Here is a 16,233-nt window from a genome sequence, read left to right on the forward strand (position 1 = left end):
AGTTCACTAGCACACTGTTGAGTTCTCAAGCAACACACCTCGAGTCGCACCGCTTTCACGCGGCCTTACTCGAAGCGAGTATTCCTAGCAGTTTTTGGTGGGACACCCACTCAATCGCGGTGAGCGAGAGCTTGGTTCGTGTCCCGGCGGCCACCCGGTTTCCCTGGCGACTTGGAGAACTTTACACCCCGGATGAGGGCCCGAAACAGGGGGGTACCTTAACCGCGTTCCCGCAGGTCAGGCCCCTGTTTCGGGCCACCGGAGCCGGTCAGCCGCCGAGGGCGACGCCGGCGACGTTGCGGCGGCCCCGGCGGACCACCAGCCACTTGCCGTGCAGCGCGTCCCCGAGGGACGGCTTCCACTCCTCGTCGGCGACCTTCACGTTGTTCACGTACGCGCCGCCCTCCTTGACCGTCCGGCGTGCCGCGCCCTTGCTGTCCACCAGTCCCCCGGCGAGCAGCAGGTCGACGATCGTCACCTCGCCCGACGGGTCGACCTTGCCGTTCGGCACCTCGGCCATCGCCGCGTCGAGCGTGCGCTCGTCCAGCTCGCCGAGTTCGCCGCGGCCGAAGAGCGCCTGGCTGGCGTTGATCACCTGCCGGGTCTGCTCCTCGCCGTGGACGAGGATCGTGAACTCCTCGGCCAGCCGCTTCTGCGCGGCCCGCAGGTGGGGACGCTGTTCGGTGTCCTCGGCCAGCGAAGCGATCTCCTCCTGGCTCAGGAACGTGAACATCCGCAGGTAGCGGATGACGTCGGCGTCGCCCACGTTCACGAAGTACTGGTACCAGGCGTACGGCGAGGTCATCTCCGGGTCGAGCCAGAGGTTCCCGCCGCCGGTGGACTTGCCGAACTTGCGGCCCTCGGCGTCGGTGACCAGCGGCGCGGTCAGCGCGTGCGCGCCCGCCGCGTCGGTCCGGCGGATCAGGTCGACCCCGCCGACGAGGTTGCCCCACTGGTCGGAGCCGCCGACCTGCAGCTTGCAGCCGTACTTGCGGTGCAGCTGCAGGTAGTCCTGCGACTGCAGCAGCAGGTAGCTGAACTCGGTGTAGGACATGCCGTCACCCTCGAGCCGGCGCTTGACCGTCTCCCGGTTGAGCATGACGTTGACCGAGAAGTGCTTCCCGACGTCGCGCAGGAACTCCAGGACGTTCTGCTCGCCGGTCCAGTTGAGGTTGTTCTCGACGATCGCACCCGTCGGCGAGTCGTCGAAGTCGACGAACCGTTCGAGCTGGCCGCGGATGCGCCCGGCCCACTCGGCGACGACGTCGAGCGTGTTCAGCGTGCGCTCGCCGGTGTCGCGGGGGTCGCCGATCATCCCGGTCGCGCCACCGGCCAGCACGATCGGCCGGTGCCCGGCGCGCTGGAAGCGCTTGAGCATGAGCAGCGGGACCAGGTTGCCGGCGTGCAGGCTGGGTGCGGTGGGGTCGAAGCCGCAATAGAGCGTCACGGGACCCTGGTCGAGCTCGCGCCGGAGGGCGTCGATGTCGGTGGACTGCGCGATGAGGCCGCGCCAGGACAGCTCGTCGAGGATGTGTTCGCTCACGCCTGTAGATCCTCCCGCACCAGGTCAACCGACTAAACGGCGGGTCGGACCCGGCGCTTCCCGCCCCGGCGGTAGGTGGACACGGCCGGCGACGCGCCGTCCCAGAAGCGCCACGGCGTGTCCATCGCCATCGCGACGCCGACCCGGGGACCGACGCGGATCCGCTCGGGCGGCACGCGCTCGCCGACGCGCAGCCGGACCGGGGATGCCGGGTCGGTCAGGTCGACGCCGTTCTGCGCGCGGTCGACGCGCAGCACCGACGTCAGGATGGCCGGGCCCTTGGCCAGTTCACCGGTTCCCCGGGCGTTCGGGCGCCGCTTGCGGACGACGTCGAGACCCTCGACGACCTCGCCCGCGCGCAGCAGCACCGCGCCGGGCATGCCCTCGTGGGTGCCGACGACGTTCGCGCAGAAGTGCATCCCGTAGACGAAGTACACGTACAGGTGGCCTGCGGGCCCCCACATGACGGCGTTGCGCGGGGTGCGACCGCGGTAGCAGTGCGACGCCGGGTCGTCCTCGCCGCGGTAGGCCTCGACCTCCACGAGCCGGACGCCGACGGTGCCGTCGGGGCCGGTGGCCTCCAGTACCGAGCCGAGCAGCAGGTGCGCCAGGTCGACGGGGTCGAGCGCCAGCTCCTCACGGGTGAACAACCGGCTTGCGTCGCCGCTCAAGCGAGCCTCCCTCGGGGTCCCGGTCACCCTAGTACTTGAGCGATCGCTCAAACTTCACTACAGTCGGATTGAGCAGTCGCTCAAACTCTGAGGGGAGCCGGCAGATGCGACCGAACGCGCTCTACGTCGAGACCGTGATCCGCACGGACCTGGACACGTTGTGGCGGCACACGCAGGACCCGGACCTGCACCGTCGCTGGGACCTCCGCTTCGCCGACATCAGCTCGCTCGCCGGGCACGACGGCCACTTCCGCTACGCCTCGCGGTTCCTCGGGGTCACCGTCACCGGAGTCGGGGTGAGCGCGGCGTCGCGCACCTGGCCGGACGGCTCGCGCACATCGGTGCTGCGGTTCGCCTCCGCCGACCCGCTGTCGCTGATCAGCGCGGGTGCCGGGTTCTGGCGCTACACGCCGGTCGACGGCGGCGTCCGCTTCGTGACCGGCTTCGACTACGGCACCCGCTGGGGACGCTCCGGACAGCTGGCAGACCGGGTGTTCCGGCCGGTCTTCGGGTGGATGACGGCCTGGTCGTTCGACCGGTTGCGGCTCTGGCTGGAAACCGGGACCCCACCCGAGGACCAGCCCCTGACCGCGCCCTCGGCCGCCCGCTGCGGCCGGACGCGACCGCGTGACCGCGCGGACGGACCGGTCGGAGTGCCGGCATGAGCGTCTTCGCACGCGCGCTCGGCACGGACTTCGCGCTCCTGCACCCGCGGATGCGGGAACGGCTCGCCCTCGCGGACGGGCGCGGCATGATCGGCCACGGCGTGATGGACCGGATCTGGCGCGGGCCCGGGTTCACCCTGCCGTTCCTGTGGCTCGGGTCGACGCGGCACATCCTGTTCCCCGAGCGCGGGCGGAACGTGCCGTTCACCATCGAGAACTACCCGTACGTGGACAGCCACGGCCGCGAGACCGTGTCCTTCGTACGCACTTTCGAGCTCCCGAAACGGCGAAGGCGCTTCGACGCGCAGATGGTCTACAGCGCCGAGCGCGGGCTCGTCGACTACCTGGGGACGCACCAGCATCTGGCGGTGGACCTCGCCGTGTCGGCCCGGCCGGACGGCGGGTTCCGGATCCGCTCGGGCGAGTTCCGGCTGCGGGAAGGACCGTTCCGGGCCGGCCTGCCGCAGGCGCTTACCGGTACCGCGCAGGTCGAGGAGTGGTTCGACGAGTCGAGCGGGCAGTTCCGGATTGAAGTCGCGGTCGTGCACCCGCGGTTCGGGCCGCTGTTCGGCTACGAAGGCGGCTTCACCCCGAGATTCGTCGATGTCCGCGGCGGGGTCAGCGGGGCGGTCAAGCCGCTTCGTGAGAAGGTCATGGACTGATGGGCACCGGCCGGAACTCCAGCTCGCGGGACACGAAGCAGAAGCTCGTGGACGGCGTGCTCGAGATCGTCCGGCACCAGGGCATCACCGCGGTCTCCGCCCGGTCGGTCGCGACCGCGGCCGGCGCGAACCAGGCCCTGATCTTCTACCACTTCGGCAGCGTCGAGGAGCTCGTCGCGCAGGCGTGCATCCTCGCGACCGAAGCCCGGGTCTCGCTCTACCGGGAGCGCTTCGCCGCCGTGAACTCGGTCGGCGACCTGCTGCAGCTCGGCCGTGAGATTCGGGTCGCCGAACGCGCCGAGGGCAACCTCGCCGTGCTGGCCCAGACCCTGGCCGGGGCGCAGGGCAGCGAACGGCTCTCGGAGGCCACCCGCGAAGGCCTGGACAAGTGGATCACCGAGGTCCGGACGGCCCTCGAGCGCGTGCTCGACGGGTCGCCGCTGGCCGAGCTGGCGGACCCCGCCGGGCTGGCCCACGCCGTGTCGTCGGGGTTCCTCGGGCTGTCGCTGTTCGAGACCGTCGACCCCGAGGGCGCCGAGCAGGCCGTGACCGCGCTGGAGCAGCTGGCCGTGCTCGTCGACGTCCTGGACGGGCTCGGCCCGGTGGCCACGCGGGCCGTCCGGGCCAAGCTCCGCAAATCCCTCAGTTGAGCCACTGACGAGCGGCGGTCACGCGCTCTTCGAGCCGCGCGCGCTGCTCGGCCACGCGGACCGGCGCGGTGCCGCCGCGGGCGTCGCGGGACTTCACCGAACCTTCGACGGTCAGCACGGCCCGCACCTCCGGGGTGAGCGCCGGGTTGATCTTTTCGAACTCCTCGTCCGTCAGCTCGTCCAGACCGGCGCCGCGGGCCTCGGCGACACGGACGCTTTCGCCCGCGGCTTCGTGCGCGACGCGGAACGGGACGCCTTGGCGCACCAGCCATTCCGCGATGTCCGTGGCCAGCGTGAAGCCGGCCGGGGCCAGCTCGGCGAGCCGGTCGGTGTGGAAGGTCAGCGTGGCGAGCATGCCGGCGATCGCCGGGAACAGGAGCTCGAGCTGCTCGACCGAGTCGAACACCGGCTCCTTGTCCTCCTGCAGGTCGCGGTTGTAGGCCAGCGGCTGCGCCTTGAGCGTGGCCAGCAAGCCGGTGAGGTTGCCGATCAGCCGGCCCGCCTTGCCGCGGGTCAGCTCCGCGACGTCCGGGTTCTTCTTCTGCGGCATGATCGAGCTGCCGGTCGCCCAGGCGTCGTCCAGCGTGACGTAGCCGAACTCGGCGGTGTTCCAGATGATCACCTCTTCGGCGATCCGGGACAGGTTCACCGCGAGCATCGCGACGGCGAAGGCGAACTCGGCGACGAAGTCACGGGAAGCCGTGCCGTCGATGGAGTTCTCGACACTCGTCGCGAACCCCAGCTCCTCGGCGACGGCCTCGGGGTCGAGGCCCAGCGACGAGCCGGCGAGCGCGCCCGAGCCGTACGGCGACTCGGCCGTGCGCGCGTCCCAGTCCTGCAGCCGCGAGACGTCGCGCAGCAGCGCCTGGCCGTGGGCCATCAGGTGATGCGCGAGCAGCACCGGCTGGGCGTGCTGCAGGTGGGTGCGCCCGGGCAGGATCGCGTCCGGGTTCCGCTTCGCCTGCGACACCAGCGCGTCGATGACGTCGAGCGTGCCGGCGACGACCCGGCGGGACGCGTCGCGCAGCCACATCCGGAACAGCGTGGCCACCTGGTCGTTGCGCGAGCGGCCGGCGCGCAGCTTGCCGCCGAGGTCGGTGCCCGCCCGCTCGAGGAGGCCGCGTTCGAGGGCCGTGTGCACGTCCTCGTCGGCGATCGTCGGGGTGAACTCCCCCGCCGCGACGTCCTGCGCGAGCGTGTCCAGCGCGGTCAGCATGCCGGCCAGCTCGTCCTCGCTGAGCAGGCCCGCCTTGCTCAGCACGCGGGCGTGCGCGCGGGACCCGGCGATGTCGTAGGGCGCCAGTCGCCAGTCGAAGTGCGTCGACGCGCTCAGCGCCGCCATGGCCTCCGCCGGACCACTGGCGAACCGGCCGCCCCACAGCTGCACCGGCTGCTCGTTCCCGCTCACTGTTCTCGCTTCTCCTCGGTGTTCGTGTGTTCAGGCGACCGTGATCCGGCCGTCGTACAGGACCAGGCGGACACTGGCATATCCGCGGCAGGCCCGCCGTTCGAGCGCGGCGCAGGCTTCGCGGCGGCCGATTCTCTGTGCTTCACCGCGTGCGCCCAGCATCCGGTGTGCTTCGGCGACGGAGACGGTCTCGCCGTCGATCGCGACCGGCACCCCGCTGTCGTAGGTCACGACGACCTCGTCCGGCGCGAGGAATTCGCCCTCGGCCGGGAAGATATCGCCGATCGTGATCATGGTGGTCCCTCGTCCGCCGATCGTTGGGCGAGGGCGGCGAACCGTTCGGCCAGGCCCTTGCCCGTCAGGGGTTCGCGCGCGATCACCGCTACGGTGTCGTCACCCGCGATCGAGCCGACGACCTCTTCGAGCGCCGCCCGGTCGATGGCGCTGGCCAGGAACTGCGCGGCACCGGGTGGGGTCCGCAGCACCATCAGGTTGCCGGACGAGTCGGCCGAGACCATCAGCTCCGCGAGCAGCCGGGAGAGCCGCGACGTACCGCCCTGCACCCCGCGGACCGGGCTGCCGTCCTCGGGGATGACGTAGACCGGCGCGCCCGAGTCCGGCCCGCGCAGCTTGACCGCGCCCAGCTCGTCGAGGTCGCGCGACAGCGTCGCCTGGGTGACCTCGATGCCCTCGGCCGCCAGCAGCTTGGCCAGCTCGGTCTGGCTGCGGATCGTCATCGTCGACACGAGTTCGGTGATCCGCGCCTGCCGCCCCACCCGGCTGCTGGTCATCGCCGGCTCTCTTCGAACAACCAGACCAGCAGGGCCTTTTGGGCGTGCAGCCGGTTTTCGGCTTCGTCCCAGACCGCGCTGGCCGGACCGTCGATCACCTCGTCGGTGATCTCCCAGCCGCGGTGCGCGGGCAGGCAGTGCAGGACGATCGCGTCGTCCGCGGCCTTCTTCAGCAGCTCGGTGTTGACCTGCAGAGCCCGGAACGGGCCCACCCGGTCGAGCCCGTCGTTCTCCTGCCCCATCGACGTCCACGTGTCGGTGACGAGCACGTCCGCGCCGGCGACCGCCGCGTACGGGTCGGTGAACATCGTGGCGGTGCCGCCGGTCTCCTCGCCGCGCGTCTTGGCGTCGAGCATGACCTGCTGGTCGGGCTGGAACCCGAGCGGCGAGACCACGCGGACGTGCATCCCGGCGGTGACCCCGGCGAGCAGCAGCGAGTGCGCCATGTTGTTGGCGCCGTCACCGAGGTAGACGAGGGTGAGGCCCTCGAGCTTCCCCTTGCGCTCCCGGATGGTCATCAGGTCGGTGAGCGCCTGGCACGGGTGGAACTCGTCGGTCAGCGCGTTGACCACCGGGATCGACGCCGCCGACGCCATCGCCTCGATGCGCTTCTGCGCGAAGGTCCGCCACACGATCCCGTCGACGTAGCGCGACAGGACCCGCGAAGTGTCCTCGATCGTCTCTTCGCGGCCGAGCTGCATCGAACGGCCGTCGACGATCACCGGGTGCCCGCCGAGCTGGCTGATGCCCACCTCGAACGAGAACCGGGTGCGGGTCGAGTTCTTCTCGAAGATGGCCGTGATCGACTTGCCGGCCAGGGTCTTGGTGCCCAGCGGGTCGGCCTTCAGCGCGTCGGCGAGGTCGAGGATGGCCTTCTGCTCGGCGGGACTGACGTCGTCGTCGCGGAGGAAGTGGCGGAGCATCAGTCGGCGTCCTTCGTGGTGGAGTCGAGCGCGTTCGGGAGTGCGGCGAGGAAGCCGCCGGCCTGCTCGGCGTCGAGCACGAGCGGCGGCGCGAGCCGGATGGTGTCGGGCGCGACCGGGTTGACGAGGTAGCCCGCGTCCTGCACGGCCTTGGCGACCGCGCCCGAGACGGGCTTGCGCAGGGCGATGCCGAGCAGCAGGCCGGCGCCGCGCACCCCGGCGACGAGCGGGTGGCCGAGCGCCTCGACGCCCGCCGCGATGTCCTTGCCCAGCGTCGAGACGTGGTCGAGCAGGCCGTCCGCGGCGATGGTCTTCACCACGGCCAGGCCGGCCGCGCAGCACACGGGGTTGCCGCCGAAGGTGGTGCCGTGCTGGCCGGGCTTGAGCAGGTCGCCCGCCGCGCCGACGCCGATCACCGCGCCCAGCGGCAGCCCGCCGCCGAGGCCCTTGGCCAGCGTGATCACGTCCGGGACGACGCCGGCCTGCTGGAAGCCGAACCAGGTGCCGAGCCGCCCGAGGCCGGTCTGCACCTCGTCGAGCACCAGGAGCGTGCCGGTGGCCTTGGTGATCTCGCGGGCCGCCTGCAGGTAGCCGTCCGGCGCCGGGATGACGCCGGCCTCGCCGAGCACCGGCTCCAGGAAGACGGCCGCGGTCTCGGTGTCGACGGCCGCCTTCAGCGCCGCGACGTCCCCGAACGGCACGTGCTCCACCCCGGGCACCAAGGGCTTGAACGGGTCGCGCTTGCCGGGCTGGCCGGTCAGCGTCAGCGAGCCCATGGTCCGGCCGTGGAACGCGCCCTCGGCGGCGATCACCTTGGTGCGCCCGGTCAGCCGGCTGATCTTCAGCGCGGCTTCGTTGGCCTCGGCGCCGGAGTTGACGAAGAGCACCTTGCCGTTGCCGGTCAGGCCGGCGACGTCGAGCAGCGTCTCGGCGAGCTCGACGGCCACCGGGTTGACGTACAGGTTCGAGGTGTGGCCGAGCTGCCTGATCTGCGCGGTGACGGCTTCGACGACCGCCGGGTGCGCGTGGCCGAGCGCGTTGACGGCGATGCCGCCGACCAGGTCGAGGTACTCCTTGCCGTCGGCGTCCCACACCTTCGCGCCTTCGCCGCGGACGAGCGTCAGGCTGGGCGTGCCGTAGTTGTCCATGAGCGCGGACTGCCAGTGCTGCTGGCCGTCCACATTGGACTTGAGGTCGGTCACGGGAGCTCCGTTTCGGGGAAGACCATGGTGCCGATGCCGCGGGAGGTGAAGACCTCCAGCAGCACCGAGTGGGCGAGGCGGCCGTCGATCACGTGCGCCCGGCGCACACCGCCGCGGATGGCGCGCACGCACGCCTCCATCTTCGGGATCATGCCGCTGGCCAGGGTGGGCAGCATCGGCTCGAGGTGGTCGACGCGGATGCGGTCGATCAGCGACGACCGGTCCGGCCAGTTCGCGTACAGGCCTTCGACGTCGGTGAGCACGACGAGCTTTTCGGCGCCCAGCGCGGCCGCCAGCGCGCCCGCGGCGGTGTCGGCGTTGACGTTGTGCACCACACCTTCGACGTCCGGCGCGACGGTGGACACCACCGGGATGCGCCCGGCGTTGACGATGTCGAGCACCGCGTCCGGGTTGACCTCGGCGACCTCGCCGACGAGCCCGATGTCGACCTGCTCACCGTCCACAGTGGCCTGCTTGCGCTCGGCGGTGAACAGCCGGGCGTCCTCGCCGGAGATGCCGACCGCGTACGGCCCGTGGGCGTTGATCAGCCCGACCAGCTCGCGGCTGACCTGCCCGGTGAGCACCATCCGGACGATGTCCATTGTCTCCGGCGTGGTGACGCGCAGCCCACCCTTGAACTCGCCTTCGACGCCGAGCCGCTTGAGCATCGCGGTGATCTGCGGGCCGCCGCCGTGCACGACCACCGGCCGCAGGCCGGCCAGCCGGAGGAACACCATGTCCTCGGCGAAGGCCGCCTTCAGCTGGTCGTCGATCATGGCGTTGCCGCCGTACTTCACCACCACGGTGGCGCCGTGGAAGCGCTGCAGCCAGGGCAGCGCTTCGATGAGGACCCCGGCCTTCTCGGCCGCCGTCGCGAGTCTTTCGTCCGCGGAAATCAGTGCCTCCTGGGTCATGAGGAGTACGCGCTGTTCTCTTCGACGTAACCGTGCGAAAGGTCCGTGGTGTAGATCGTGGCCGCCTCGCCGCCGACCCCGAGGTCGACGACGATCTCGATGTCGCGCGCGGTGAGGTCGGCTTCCGACCGGTCGGCGGCGGGCATCCCCTGGGCGAAGAGGGTGACGCCGTTGATCGCGATCGACACGGTTTCCGGGTCGATGCGGGCCGGCACCCGGCCCAGCGCCATCGCGATCCGGCCCCAGTTCGGGTCGGAGCCGAACAGCGCGGTCTTGACCAGGTTGTCCTCGGCGATCGTGCGGGCGACCGCGATCGCGTCGGCCTCGGACTCGGCGCCCTGGATGGTGATGTTGACGTCCTTCGTCGCGCCTTCGGAGTCGGCGCGCAGCTGGAGGACGAGGTCGAGGCTGACCTTCGTGAGCAGCTCGGTGAGCTCCGCTTCGGTCGGCTCGACACCGCTCGCGCCGGAGGCGAGGACCAGGACGGTGTCATTGGTGGACGTGCCGCCGTCGACGTCGAGGCGGTCGAAGGTCACGTGCGTGGCCGCGCGCAGGGCCCGGTCGAGGGCTTCCTTGCTCACCACGGCGTCGGTGGTCAGCACCGAGAGCATGGTGGCGAGGTTCGGCGCGAGCATGCCCGCGCCCTTGGCGAAGCCGCCGACGCTCCAGCCGTCGTCGTGCTTCGCGAAGGCCTGCTTGGGCTTCGAGTCGGTGGTCATCACGCCGGTGGCGGCGTTCAGGCTCGCTTCGGCACTCGCGTCGAGGGCCTTGAACGCGGTGTCCACGCCGGACAGGACCGCGTCCATCGGCAGCCGTTCGCCGATCAGGCCGGTGGAGCAGACGGCGACCTCGATCGCGCCCGCCTGCAGCACTTCGGCGACCTTTTCGGCCGTGGCGTGGGTGTCCTGGAAGCCGCCGGGGCCGGTGGCCGCGTTGGCACCACCCGAGTTGAGGACGACGGCCTTGAGCCGCTGCTGCTTGAGCACCTCCTGCGACCACAGCACCGGCGCGGCCTTGATGACGTTGCGGGTGAACACGCCGGCCGCGACGTCGAGCGGGCCGTCGTTGACGACCAGCGTGAAGTCGAGCGCGCCGGATGCCTTGATCCCGGCGGCGACGCCGGCGGCGCGGAAGCCCTGGGGGCCGGTGACGGTCACGGTGCCACTCCTACGGTGGAAAGGCCGGTGGTCTCGGGGAGACCGAGGGCCAGGTTCATCGACTGGACGGCACCGCCGGCGGTGCCCTTGGTGAGGTTGTCGATCGCGGCGACGACGACCAGGCGCCGCGCGTCGGCGTCGACCGTGACCTGCAGCTGGACGTTGTTCGAGCCGAGCGTGGCCGAGGTGGTCGGCCAGGCGCCCGCGGGCAGCAGCTGGACGAACGGCTCGGCGTCGTAGGCCTTCTCGTACGCCGCGCGGGCGGCGGCCTCGTCGACGTCGGCCTTCAGCGGGGCACTCGCCGTGGTGAGGATGCCGCGGGGCATCGGCGCGAGCACCGGGGTGAAGGACACGGTGACCTTCTCCCCCGCGACGGCCGAGAGGTTCTGCGCGAACTCGGGGGTGTGGCGGTGGGCGCCGCCGACGCCGTACGCACTCGCCGAGCCCATCACCTCCGAGCCGAGCAGGTTCGGCTTGAGGCTCTTTCCGGCGCCGGAGGTGCCGGTGACGGCGACGACCGTGACGTCCGGCTCGATCAGCCCGGCGGTGAACGCGGGCGCGAGGGCCAGCGAGCCACCGGTCGGGAAGCAGCCGGGCACGGCGACGCGCTTGGTCCCGGTGAGCTTCTCGCGGGCGCCGGGGAGTTCGGGCAGGCCGTAGGGCCACTGGCCGGCGTGGTCGCCGCCGTACCAGCGGTGCCAGTCGGCCGGGTCGGCGAGGCGGTGGTCGGCGCCGAGGTCGACGACCAGGACGTCCGGGCCGAGCTGCGCCGCGATCTCCGCCGAGTGCCCGTGGGGCAGGGCGAGGAACACGACGTCGTGACCGGCCAGGGTCTCCGGTGTCGTCTCCGCGAGGACCCGGTCGGCGAGCGGGACGAGGTGTGGTTGGTGGACGCCGAGCTTCGTGCCGGCGCTGCTGGCGGCCGTGAGCGTGCCGATCTCGACCTCGGGATGGGCCAGGAGCAGACGCAGGAGTTCGCCGCCCGCGTACCCGCTGGCTCCGGCCACCGCGATGTTCACCGTCATACGCATGATTATGCACGCCCTTGCAAGGCTAAACAAACAGGATTACCGGGAAGTGGTGCCCGCCACCTCGGGGAGTTCGGGCCGCGAGTCGTCGCGCGCGCCCCACCGGCGACCTCCTTCGACGTGCCGCACCTCGTCGGGCGGGCCCGGCCTGGCGAGCCGCTCACCTCGCCGGCAGCATCGAGCCGGGGCCTTGGGATGCTGGGCGGATGACGGACACCCCGGCGCGGCTGCTCGGCCTGCTCTCGCTGCTCCAGACGCCCCGGGAGTGGCCGGGCAGCGAGCTCGCCGACCGGCTCGGCGTCAGCCCGCGGACGATCCGCCGCGACGTCGAGCGGCTGCGCGAGCTCGGCTACCCGGTCGAGGCCAGCCGCGGGGTCGCGGGTGGCTACCGGCTGGTGGCCGGCACCGCGATGCCGCCGCTGGTGCTCGAGGACGACGAAGCCGTCGCGATCGCGGTGGGGCTGCGGACCGCCGCGGGGCAGACCGTCGCCGGGATCGAGGAGGCGTCCGTGCGGGCGCTGGCCAAGCTGGAGCAGGTCCTGCCGGCGCGGCTGCGCCGCCGGGTGGGCACGATCGGCGCGGCGACGGTCGCCGTGCCGGCCGCGGGACCGGCGGTCGACCCGGCCCAGCTGACGGTGTTCGCCGGCGCGATCACCAACCACGAGACGGTCCGCTTCCGCTACCGCGCGAGCGACGGGGCCGAGACGCGGCGCCGGGCCGAACCGCTCCGGCTGGTCGCCACCGGGCGCCGCTGGTACCTGGTGGCCTACGACCTCGACCGCGCGGACTGGCGCGTCTTCCGCGCCGACCGGGTCCGCGACGCCCAGGCGACCGGCGGCCGTGCTGTTCCGCGGAAGCCACCCGCGGCGGACCTGGCCGCGTACGTCGTCGAACGGCTCTACGACCTCGTGCCGACGTACCGCGCGGTGGCCGTGCTGGCGGAACCCGCGGCACTGGTCGCACCCCGCCTCGGCGCGGCGGCCGGCGAGCTGACCGACCTGGACGGCGGCCGGTGCCGGTGGCGGAGCTCCGGGGACACGCTGGACTGGCTCGCGTTCCGGTTGCTGGGGGTGGGGTGCGCGTTCACCGTCGAGGAGCCACCCGAGCTGGTGGCGCACCTGCGGGTGCTCGCGGACCGCGCGACCGCAGCCGCCGGCGCGCGAAGCCGATGACACCTGGACGACACGAGCCCGGTCCGCGACCTCGACACAGAAATGCCGGGCGGGAGTACGCCGCATCGCTTGCGCCGCGGTGACGACCGCGGGTTCGAGCCACACAGCGAAATCGAAAGACATCGGGACGACTCCGTTCGAAGGGGGCGAAGGACGACGGAGGCGGGCCGGTCCACTGTGGACCGGCCCGCCGTCGGTCAGGTGGGCTCCTCCCCGTCCAGGTCCGTGCGCCTGCTCGGGGGCACGGGGAGGTAGCAGGCCGGGTTCTCCGGGTCGCAGCCCACGCGGGGCAGCCGGGCGCGGATGCCGCCGGGGGTGCGCTCGAAGAACGCCGCGATCTGCGCGACGCTCTCGCCCGCGATCCACCGGTTCTCCAGCTCCGCGTCCATCTCCTCGTTCCACGGGCGGCCCTGCTGGGCAGGACGGCCCGCGGATCTTCGTCTCGGCCCCCGGTTTCCGCCGGTCGCCGACAGCAGACCGTCGGCGACGAGGTCGGCGACCGTGGCCGCCACCGCGACGTCCAGGTCGAGGCTGCCCTCGGCGACCGGTTCGCCGCCGGGACCGCCGGCTTCCAGGGTGATCATCACCCGCGGAGTCGGTTCGGCGCGGTCGTCGTCCGTCCTGGTGGCGACCGCGATCTGGTAGGTGATTTCCTGTGCCCGGATCTCGGTCCGGCGCTCTTCGATGATCGACATGCCACGAAGCTAGCGCGCACCCCCGACAATTTTCGGCCACGCACTGCTCACGGGCGGTTTCGCTCCGAAACTGTCGGACCCCTCGCCTAACGTCCCTCCTCGACCACACCACGTGATCGGGAGGCCACGATGGACCAGCGGCGGATGAGCCGGCAAAGACACTGCCCCGGTCCGGGCGAACCGGACCGGGGCAGCGGACTGCGTCGATTTAGCTCAGAAGTGCAGCAGCTGGGCCAGCGTGCTCTGCTTCTCCTGCGCGGCCTTCGCGGAGCTGTCCGACTTCTGCGCCGAGGCACCGTCGGGCACCGGCGCCGGCACCGGGTCGCACTGGACGTCCGAGTGGTTGCCGGGCTGGCGCTTCGGCAGCTTGCCGGTCGCCAGGTAGTCGGCGATCTTGTCGTCCACACAGGACACCCCGGACAGCGAGCCGGCGTGCGTCGTGCCACCGGGCGCGCTGATCAGGCTCGAGTTCGGGAACCGCTTCCGGACCTCGAGGCTGCCGGCGTACGGCGTCGCCGCGTCCAGCTCCTCGCTGATCAGCAGCGCCCCGGCCACCTTGCGGCCGTCGATGTCCACCGGCTTGCCCGCCTTCGCCGGCCAGAACACGCAGGGCGCGTTGAACCAGGCGTTGCCCCAGGTCTCGAACGGGGCCTTGAAGTAGGTCAGCCAGTTGTCGGCGCGCCACTTGTTCCAGTTCGTCGGCCACTGGACGTCCGTGCACTGCACGCCCGCGTACACGGCGAAGCCGTTGTCTTCGCCGGGCGGGTTCGAGTCGTCGTAGAGCGACTTCAGCGTCTGCCAGTCACCCTTGTGGACGAAACCGTCGAAGGCCTCGGCCATGTCGACCCAGCCGAAGACGTAGTAGCCGGCCTGCAGGAAGATGTCCGTCCACTCGTCACCGCCGATGACGCCGCCCGCCGGCTTCTTGGTGAGCTTGCGCTGCGTGTCGTACCAGAGCTTCTCGACGGCGGAGCCGGTCTTGCCGAGGTGGTAGACGCTGTCGTAGGACGCGAGCCAGGCGAAGTAGGTCCTGATGTTCTTGTCGAACGCGACGTCCTGGTCGAGGTTGGCCTCGTACCAGACCTTCCGGGGGTCGACGTTGCCGTCCAGCACCATCCGGCGGACGTTCTTCGGGTACAGCGTGCTGTACACCTGGCCGAGGTAGGTGCCGTAGGAGAAGCCGTAGTAGTTGATCTGCTTCTCGCCCAGCGCCTTGCGCAGGCTGTCCATGTCCTGCGCGACGTCGGTCGTCTTGAGGTGGTCGAGGATCGCGCCGTTCTTCTTGCAGGCGTCGGCGTAGCCCTTGGAGCGGTCGAGCCAGGTCTTCTCGAGTCCCGGCTTGTTCGGCACGTACGCCGGGCGGTTGTAGCTGAAGTAGTTCCCGTCGCAGCTGACCGACGGCTTGCTGGACCCGACGCCCCGCGGGTCGAAGCCGATCCAGTCGTAGTTGTCCCCCGCGTGGTTCGGCACGTACTTGCCGAGCACCGAGAGCCCGAGGCCGGATCCGCCGGGGCCGCCCGGGTTCACCAGCATGATCCCCTGCGACTGCGGGGTCTTGTGCTTGATCCGCGACACCGCGACGGAGACCTTCGCCCCGCCCGGCTTCGCGTAGTCCATCGGCACGTCGAGGAAGCCGCACTCGGCACCCGCGGCCTTCAGGCTCGCCGACGCGCAGGGCCCCCAGGCGATCGGCGCGGGGCTGAACTGCACCCCGGGGTCCGCCGAAGCGGCGGGCGCGGCGGCCATCAGCCCGGCCGCGAGCCCCGCGGCGGCGACAGCGGCAACGATTCTCTTCACAGTCGTCCTTTTCATCCTCATCGGACAGAGTTCGCCGGATTCCGGCGAAACTACCGGCAACCTTCGCCAATCTCGTCGACCGGCGCGACTTCCGCCATCCGTCTTTCGTCGGGACCTGCGCCGGTCTCGGCGCACCGAAACTGTCGGTGCGCGGCAGTACGCTCCGGACCGCCGGAGCACGACGGGAGGGCGCATGAGCGCAGACGAACAGCTGGTCAAGGCGGTCCGCACCGGGCTGGCCGACCTGGCCGACCCGGTGAAGGCGCCGGCGATGCAGGCGTACATGAAGTCGGCGATGCCGTTCCGCGGGGTGGCTTCACCCGAGCGAAGCGTGCTTCTCAAGCGGGTCCTGGCCGACCACATACTGCCCGATCGGGTGACATACACGGAGACCGTGCTGGAGTTGTGGCGGGCAGCGGAATTCCGCGAAGAGCGCTACGCGGCCATCGCGCTTTCCGGGCACCGGGCGTACCGGCAGTGGCAGGACCCGGACCTGGTGCCGATGTACGAGGAGATGATCGTCAGCGGCGCGTGGTGGGACCACGTGGACGAGCTCGCCATCCGCCGGATCGGCCCGATCCTGCGCGCCGACCGGGACCGGGTCACGCCGATCATGCTGAGCTGGGCGGCCGACGAGGACCTGTGGCGCCGCCGCACGGCGATCATCTGCCAGATCGGCGCCAAGGAGGAAACGGACACCGACCTGCTCACCCGCGCGATCGAGCCGGCGATCCCCGAGCCGGAGTTCTTCCTGTGCAAGGGAATCGGCTGGGCCCTGCGCGACTACGCGAAGACGGCACCGGACTGGGTCCGGCCGTTTGTGGACGATCATCCCGGATTGTCGGGACTGTCCCGGCGGGAGGCGCTCAAGCACATCGGCTGAGGATCGGGCGCGGTCGGGCGGCGGATCCGGATGGACGACATGCGTACCTGAGCGGACGACTCGCGTACCCGG

The 16,233-nt window shown here is 71.2% G+C and carries 17 protein-coding genes; 5 read left to right on the plus strand and 12 right to left on the minus strand.

Features of this window, described 5'->3' with window-relative positions:
• Positions 1–268: 268 nt before the first annotated feature.
• Together tyrS and ACZ7OU_RS38190 are read right to left on the minus strand one after the other, a co-directional pair.
• The gene (gene tyrS, locus ACZ7OU_RS38185; protein WP_470259050.1) at positions 269–1,543 is read right to left on the minus strand and encodes a tyrosine--tRNA ligase; all 1,275 of its coding nucleotides are present in this window, start codon (positions 1,541–1,543) and stop codon (positions 269–271) included.
• A gap of 32 nt (positions 1,544–1,575) precedes the next feature.
• Positions 1,576–2,214 carry a DNA-3-methyladenine glycosylase gene (locus ACZ7OU_RS38190; protein ID WP_470259051.1) on the minus strand — a complete coding sequence of 213 codons (639 nt, stop codon included), beginning with the start codon at positions 2,212–2,214 and terminating at the stop codon, positions 1,576–1,578.
• A 104-nt stretch (positions 2,215–2,318) separates the two neighbouring features.
• Here ACZ7OU_RS38190 and ACZ7OU_RS38195 point away from each other — a divergent pair, with 104 nt between their 5' ends.
• From ACZ7OU_RS38195 to ACZ7OU_RS38205, 3 genes are read left to right on the plus strand one after another with little or no spacing between them, the layout of a single operon-like run.
• Positions 2,319–2,879 (plus strand): hypothetical protein, encoded by a 561-nt coding sequence (locus ACZ7OU_RS38195; protein WP_470259052.1) that lies wholly within the window; start codon positions 2,319–2,321, stop codon positions 2,877–2,879.
• Positions 2,876–3,541: a DUF4166 domain-containing protein gene (locus tag ACZ7OU_RS38200; RefSeq protein WP_470259053.1), complete on the plus strand. Its 666-nt coding sequence runs from the start codon at positions 2,876–2,878 to the stop codon at positions 3,539–3,541. Before ACZ7OU_RS38195 ends, ACZ7OU_RS38200 begins: the two co-directional genes overlap by 4 nt.
• Positions 3,541–4,191 carry a TetR/AcrR family transcriptional regulator gene (locus ACZ7OU_RS38205; RefSeq protein ID WP_470259054.1) on the plus strand — a complete coding sequence of 217 codons (651 nt, stop codon included), beginning with the start codon at positions 3,541–3,543 and terminating at the stop codon, positions 4,189–4,191. Before ACZ7OU_RS38200 ends, ACZ7OU_RS38205 begins: the two co-directional genes overlap by 1 nt.
• Here ACZ7OU_RS38205 and argH read toward each other — a convergent pair.
• The 8 genes from argH to argC are packed head-to-tail and all read right to left on the minus strand — an operon-like array spanning position 4,184 to position 11,611.
• Positions 4,184–5,599 (minus strand): argininosuccinate lyase, encoded by a 1,416-nt coding sequence (argH, locus tag ACZ7OU_RS38210; protein ID WP_470259055.1) that lies wholly within the window; start codon positions 5,597–5,599, stop codon positions 4,184–4,186. The two genes, ACZ7OU_RS38205 and argH, sit on opposite strands and share 8 nt — an antisense overlap.
• A 30-nt stretch (positions 5,600–5,629) precedes the next feature.
• Positions 5,630–5,893, minus strand: a complete 264-nt coding sequence (locus ACZ7OU_RS38215; protein ID WP_470259056.1) for an argininosuccinate synthase — start codon at positions 5,891–5,893, stop codon at positions 5,630–5,632.
• Entirely contained in the window at positions 5,890–6,390 is a 501-nt protein-coding gene (locus ACZ7OU_RS38220; RefSeq protein ID WP_155546218.1) for an arginine repressor, read from the minus strand. Before ACZ7OU_RS38220 ends, ACZ7OU_RS38215 begins: the two co-directional genes overlap by 4 nt.
• Positions 6,387–7,313, minus strand: a complete 927-nt coding sequence (gene argF, locus ACZ7OU_RS38225) for an ornithine carbamoyltransferase (protein ID WP_470259057.1) — start codon at positions 7,311–7,313, stop codon at positions 6,387–6,389. Before argF ends, ACZ7OU_RS38220 begins: the two co-directional genes overlap by 4 nt.
• On the minus strand, positions 7,313–8,515 hold the full coding sequence (locus tag ACZ7OU_RS38230) for an acetylornithine transaminase (RefSeq protein ID WP_470259058.1): 1,203 nt from the start codon (positions 8,513–8,515) through the stop codon (positions 7,313–7,315). The genes argF and ACZ7OU_RS38230 overlap by 1 nt, the downstream gene beginning before the upstream one ends.
• Positions 8,512–9,429, minus strand: coding sequence for an acetylglutamate kinase (gene argB / locus ACZ7OU_RS38235; RefSeq protein WP_470246465.1), 918 nt, complete (start codon positions 9,427–9,429; stop codon positions 8,512–8,514). The genes ACZ7OU_RS38230 and argB overlap by 4 nt, the downstream gene beginning before the upstream one ends.
• The gene (gene argJ / locus ACZ7OU_RS38240) at positions 9,426–10,586 is read right to left on the minus strand and encodes a bifunctional glutamate N-acetyltransferase/amino-acid acetyltransferase ArgJ (protein ID WP_470259059.1); all 1,161 of its coding nucleotides are present in this window, start codon (positions 10,584–10,586) and stop codon (positions 9,426–9,428) included. The genes argB and argJ overlap by 4 nt, the downstream gene beginning before the upstream one ends.
• Positions 10,583–11,611, minus strand: a complete 1,029-nt coding sequence (gene argC, locus ACZ7OU_RS38245) for an N-acetyl-gamma-glutamyl-phosphate reductase (protein ID WP_470259060.1) — start codon at positions 11,609–11,611, stop codon at positions 10,583–10,585. Before argC ends, argJ begins: the two co-directional genes overlap by 4 nt.
• 209 nt (positions 11,612–11,820) lie before the next feature.
• Between argC and ACZ7OU_RS38250 the strand changes: the two genes are divergently transcribed.
• Positions 11,821–12,786, plus strand: a complete 966-nt coding sequence (locus ACZ7OU_RS38250) for a helix-turn-helix transcriptional regulator (protein ID WP_470259061.1) — start codon at positions 11,821–11,823, stop codon at positions 12,784–12,786.
• A 197-nt stretch (positions 12,787–12,983) separates the two neighbouring features.
• Here the strand turns inward: ACZ7OU_RS38250 and ACZ7OU_RS38255 are convergent, their stop codons facing one another.
• Positions 12,984–13,481, minus strand: coding sequence for a helix-turn-helix domain containing protein (locus tag ACZ7OU_RS38255; protein WP_470246461.1), 498 nt, complete (start codon positions 13,479–13,481; stop codon positions 12,984–12,986).
• Between the two features lie 213 nt (positions 13,482–13,694).
• Positions 13,695–15,278, minus strand: coding sequence for an alpha/beta hydrolase (locus ACZ7OU_RS38260; RefSeq protein WP_470246460.1), 1,584 nt, complete (start codon positions 15,276–15,278; stop codon positions 13,695–13,697).
• Between the two features lie 193 nt (positions 15,279–15,471).
• On the opposite strand from ACZ7OU_RS38260, the gene ACZ7OU_RS38265 reads away from it, so the two are divergent.
• Positions 15,472–16,161, plus strand: a complete 690-nt coding sequence (locus ACZ7OU_RS38265) for a DNA alkylation repair protein (RefSeq protein WP_470246459.1) — start codon at positions 15,472–15,474, stop codon at positions 16,159–16,161.
• The last annotated feature ends 72 nt before the right edge of the window (positions 16,162–16,233 follow it).

Source organism: Amycolatopsis sp. NPDC114505 (genome assembly GCF_055633615.1).

What these genes read in the sequence shown, in the direction of transcription:
- ACZ7OU_RS38205 (WP_470259054.1), top strand. Translation starts at nt 3,541, where the DNA reads ATGGGCACCGGCCGGAACTCCAGCTCGCGGGACACGAAGCAGAAGCTC.
- argC (WP_470259060.1), bottom strand. Translation starts at nt 11,611, where the DNA reads ATGACGGTGAACATCGCGGTGGCCGGAGCCAGCGGGTACGCGGGCGGC.
- ACZ7OU_RS38200 (WP_470259053.1), top strand. Translation starts at nt 2,876, where the DNA reads ATGAGCGTCTTCGCACGCGCGCTCGGCACGGACTTCGCGCTCCTGCAC.
- ACZ7OU_RS38250 (WP_470259061.1), top strand. Translation starts at nt 11,821, where the DNA reads ATGACGGACACCCCGGCGCGGCTGCTCGGCCTGCTCTCGCTGCTCCAG.
- ACZ7OU_RS38265 (WP_470246459.1), top strand. Translation starts at nt 15,472, where the DNA reads ATGAGCGCAGACGAACAGCTGGTCAAGGCGGTCCGCACCGGGCTGGCC.
- ACZ7OU_RS38255 (WP_470246461.1), bottom strand. Translation starts at nt 13,481, where the DNA reads ATGTCGATCATCGAAGAGCGCCGGACCGAGATCCGGGCACAGGAAATC.
- argB (WP_470246465.1), bottom strand. Translation starts at nt 9,429, where the DNA reads ATGACCCAGGAGGCACTGATTTCCGCGGACGAAAGACTCGCGACGGCG.
- ACZ7OU_RS38195 (WP_470259052.1), top strand. Translation starts at nt 2,319, where the DNA reads ATGCGACCGAACGCGCTCTACGTCGAGACCGTGATCCGCACGGACCTG.
- argF (WP_470259057.1), bottom strand. Translation starts at nt 7,313, where the DNA reads ATGCTCCGCCACTTCCTCCGCGACGACGACGTCAGTCCCGCCGAGCAG.
- ACZ7OU_RS38215 (WP_470259056.1), bottom strand. Translation starts at nt 5,893, where the DNA reads ATGATCACGATCGGCGATATCTTCCCGGCCGAGGGCGAATTCCTCGCG.
- ACZ7OU_RS38220 (WP_155546218.1), bottom strand. Translation starts at nt 6,390, where the DNA reads ATGACCAGCAGCCGGGTGGGGCGGCAGGCGCGGATCACCGAACTCGTG.